The organism is Arthrobacter sp. SPT-J7 (genome assembly GCF_059089965.1).
This window is the reverse complement of the sequence record NZ_JBNHFF010000312.1, coordinates 1-2998: the sequence shown is the minus strand read 5'-3', so window position 1 is coordinate 2998 and position 2998 is coordinate 1. Positions and strand designations below refer to the sequence as shown.

Genomic DNA, 2998 nt, shown 5'->3' with positions numbered 1-2998 from the left:
GAACTTGTCGATGAACGAGGGCGAGGTTGTTTCGATCATCGGGCCCTCAGGGGCGGGCAAGAGCACGTTCCTGCGCTGCCTGAATTATCTGGAGACGCCGACCGAGGGCACCATCGCGATCGGCGGGGCCCGCGTTGTTGCCGGCGGGAAGCTGCCGGATAAGGCGAGCCTGGACCACCTCCGGCGTGTGACCGGAATGGTCTTCCAGAGTTTCAACCTGTTCCCGCATTTGACGGTAATGGAGAACATCACCTTGCCGCAGCGGAAGGTGTTGGGGTCGAGCAAGGACCAGGCCGAAGAGGTGGCCAACCGTTTGCTCAAGCGGGTGGGCCTTCCTGATAAGGCCAAGGCGTATCCTGCACGCCTCTCCGGCGGCCAGCAGCAGCGCATCGCCATCGCCCGCGCCCTGGCACTATCACCGAAGGTCATGCTCTTCGACGAACCAACATCGGCCCTCGATCCCGAGATCGGCCTCGAAGTCCTCGCGGTCATGCGCGACCTCGCCGACGAGGGTATGACGATGCTCGTGGTCACCCACGAGATGCACTTCGCCCGCGACGTCTCGGACCGGATCATGGTCATGGGCAATGGCGGCGTGCTGGAAATCGGCCCCAGCCAGCAGGTGATGTCGGACCCGCAGAGCGAACGCACCCGGCAATTCCTCAAAGCCGTACTGGACAGGTAAGACCACGATGATTGCAGAACTGTTCCCCGCAATCGTCCGGGGCGTCGGACTCACGCTCTACGTCACCGGCGCCTCCCTGCTGATCGGTGGCATTATCGGCCTGGTCCTCGTCGGGGCTGCACGCTCACCTTTCCGGATGGTCCGCGGCGCCGCCACCTTGTACATCAACGTGATCCGGGTCATTCCTCCCATCACGTGGCTGTTCCTGATCTATTTCGGCCTGCCCCAGTTCGCGCTGCGCCTATCGACGATCCAGGCTGCGATCATCGGCTTCTCCATCATTGCCTCGGCATTCATGGCCGAGATCTACCGCTCCGGGCTGCTCAGCATCCCCGAGGGCCAACGCGAAGCGGCCCACGCACTCGGTCTGAGCACGGTCACCACCGTCGGGCACATCATCACCCCGCAGGCCTTCCGCGTTGCACTGCCTGCGATCGCCACGTACGGCATCGGGTTGCTGAAGGATTCCGCCTTGGCCTCCACCATCGGCGTCCGTGAGATTACCTATTACGCTCAGCAGGCTGCGAAGCAGACGCACGAAGGCCTGCTCTCGTTCGTGGTTGCCGGGGCCCTGTACATCGTGATCAGCCTCATCGTCGCCGTCATCGCCCGGCGGGTTGACCTCGGGCTGCGCAAGAAGATCGGAGTGGCGTGATGGAAATGCTTACCCAATGGCTCGACTGGATGCCAAACCTGGTCCCTGGCCTGCTCATCAGCCTCCAGCTCACAGGACTGGCACTGTTCTTCGGCTTCCCGCTCGGCCTGCTGTTCGCCGTGATGGCCGCCTCGAAACTCGTCCCCCTGCAATGGATCTCGTTCTTCTTCGTTGAAATCGGCCGCGGCCTGCCGGCCCTGGTGCTGCTCTACCTGCTGTATTTCAGCCTCCCCGACGCCGGGATAACCCTCACATCAATGACCACCGCGATTATCGCCCTGTCATGGAACACCGGAGCCTACGCCTCCGAATACTTCCGGGCCGGGATCGCCGCCGTACCACTGGGCCAGAAAGAAGCCGCCCTGACCTCCGGGCTGCGCGGCTGGACCGGGTTCCGGCTCATCATCCTGCCCCAAGCCCTTCGGATCTCCACCCCGCCCCTGGCCGGACTCGCCGTGCTCGTCTTCCAGGGCAGCGCCCTCGCGTTCGTGATTGCCGTGCCCGAATTGATGTCCAAAGCCTTCGAAATCGGATCCATCACCTTCGAATACCTCAGCGTCTACACCCTCACCGCAGTGATCTACGGATCCCTCACCCTCATCTTCCTCGGCTTCGTCCGTGTGCTTGAACAGCGCCTCGGCCGCCACCTGCTACGTAACTGAACCTACGCTCCACCCCGCCCACCCGGGCAGCCCGTCCCACTAACTCCGGGGCAGTCAGCCCTACCATCACAGCAAAGGAACAACAATGACCAGGAATTCCCGCATTCTGATGCGCACGCTTTCCGCCGGCACCGCCGCCGGCCTGCTCGCCATCTCCCTCACGGCCTGCGGCGGCAGCGACACCGCCAGCACCGCCGCCGACTGCACCCCGGCACATGAGGGTCTCCAGACCGTCACCGAAGGTGAGCTCACAGTGGCCAGTTACGACTACTTCCCCGCCACAAAAGTGGAGGGCGACAACGTTACCGGAATGGAGGGTGACCTGATCAACGAGATCGCCAAGCTGGAGTGCCTCAAGCTCACGGTCAGCACCTCCGGCGGCGCCGGGGCGGTCATCCCGTCGGTGCAGTCAAAGCGCGTCGATATCGGCTCGGGAAGCTGGCTGCGCACCAAGGAACGGGCAAAGATTGTCTATATGAGCACGCCGCTGTGGAACGATCCCCAGGCGATCATCTCCACTAAGGGCATCAAGAGCGATGACCTGGAAGGCAAAGTGGTCGGTTCGGTGGCCGGCAACCTTTACAACAACAGCCTGCAACAGTGGCTGGGCGACAACTTCAAGATCTACCAGGACGACGAATCCATCTATGGCGACCTCAAGGCAGGCCGCATCGATGCCATCGTTGCCTCCTCCGCTTCTGCCAAGGGACGCTTCAAGGAGGCCCCCATTGAGGGCGCCCAGGTGATCGACGTGACCCCGAACCCGAAGGTCCCCGAATTCGCCGCGGTCGGCCAGGTCATGCTTCCATCCAGCCTCGAGAACGAAGCGCTCGGCAAGGCCTTGGACGAAGACATCGAAAAGCTCCGCGAAGACGGCACCATCAGGAAGATCCTCGAAAAGTACGGACTGGACCCCGCAGTCGGTGAGCCCGGCGCTCCCAGCGCGCTCTAACCAGGGCGCCACTGCTGCACCACGAGAAAGGGGCGGTTGGATCT

General features: G+C 63.0%; 4 protein-coding genes. All 4 read left to right on the top strand.

The window, feature by feature from the left end:
* Positions 1-685: amino acid ABC transporter ATP-binding protein (locus tag AC5RWX_RS31875; protein ID WP_494100185.1), on the top strand; the 685-nt coding region annotated here is incomplete at its 5' end.
* Between the two features lie 7 nt (positions 686-692).
* The gene (locus AC5RWX_RS31870; protein WP_494100184.1) at positions 693-1340 is read left to right on the top strand and encodes an amino acid ABC transporter permease; all 648 of its coding nucleotides are present in this window, start codon (positions 693-695) and stop codon (positions 1338-1340) included.
* Positions 1340-2002, top strand: coding sequence for an amino acid ABC transporter permease (locus tag AC5RWX_RS31865; protein WP_494100186.1), 663 nt, complete (start codon positions 1340-1342; stop codon positions 2000-2002). Before AC5RWX_RS31870 ends, AC5RWX_RS31865 begins: the two co-directional genes overlap by 1 nt.
* A gap of 85 nt (positions 2003-2087) precedes the next feature.
* Positions 2088-2954 (top strand): substrate-binding periplasmic protein, encoded by an 867-nt coding sequence (locus tag AC5RWX_RS31860; protein WP_494100183.1) that lies wholly within the window; start codon positions 2088-2090, stop codon positions 2952-2954.
* Positions 2955-2998 lie beyond the last annotated feature (44 nt).

Coding starts and splice junctions, on each gene's coding strand:
- AC5RWX_RS31870 (WP_494100184.1), top strand. CDS start 693: ATGATTGCAGAACTGTTCCCCGCAATCGTCCGGGGCGTCGGACTCACG.
- AC5RWX_RS31865 (WP_494100186.1), top strand. CDS start 1,340: ATGGAAATGCTTACCCAATGGCTCGACTGGATGCCAAACCTGGTCCCT.
- AC5RWX_RS31860 (WP_494100183.1), top strand. CDS start 2,088: ATGACCAGGAATTCCCGCATTCTGATGCGCACGCTTTCCGCCGGCACC.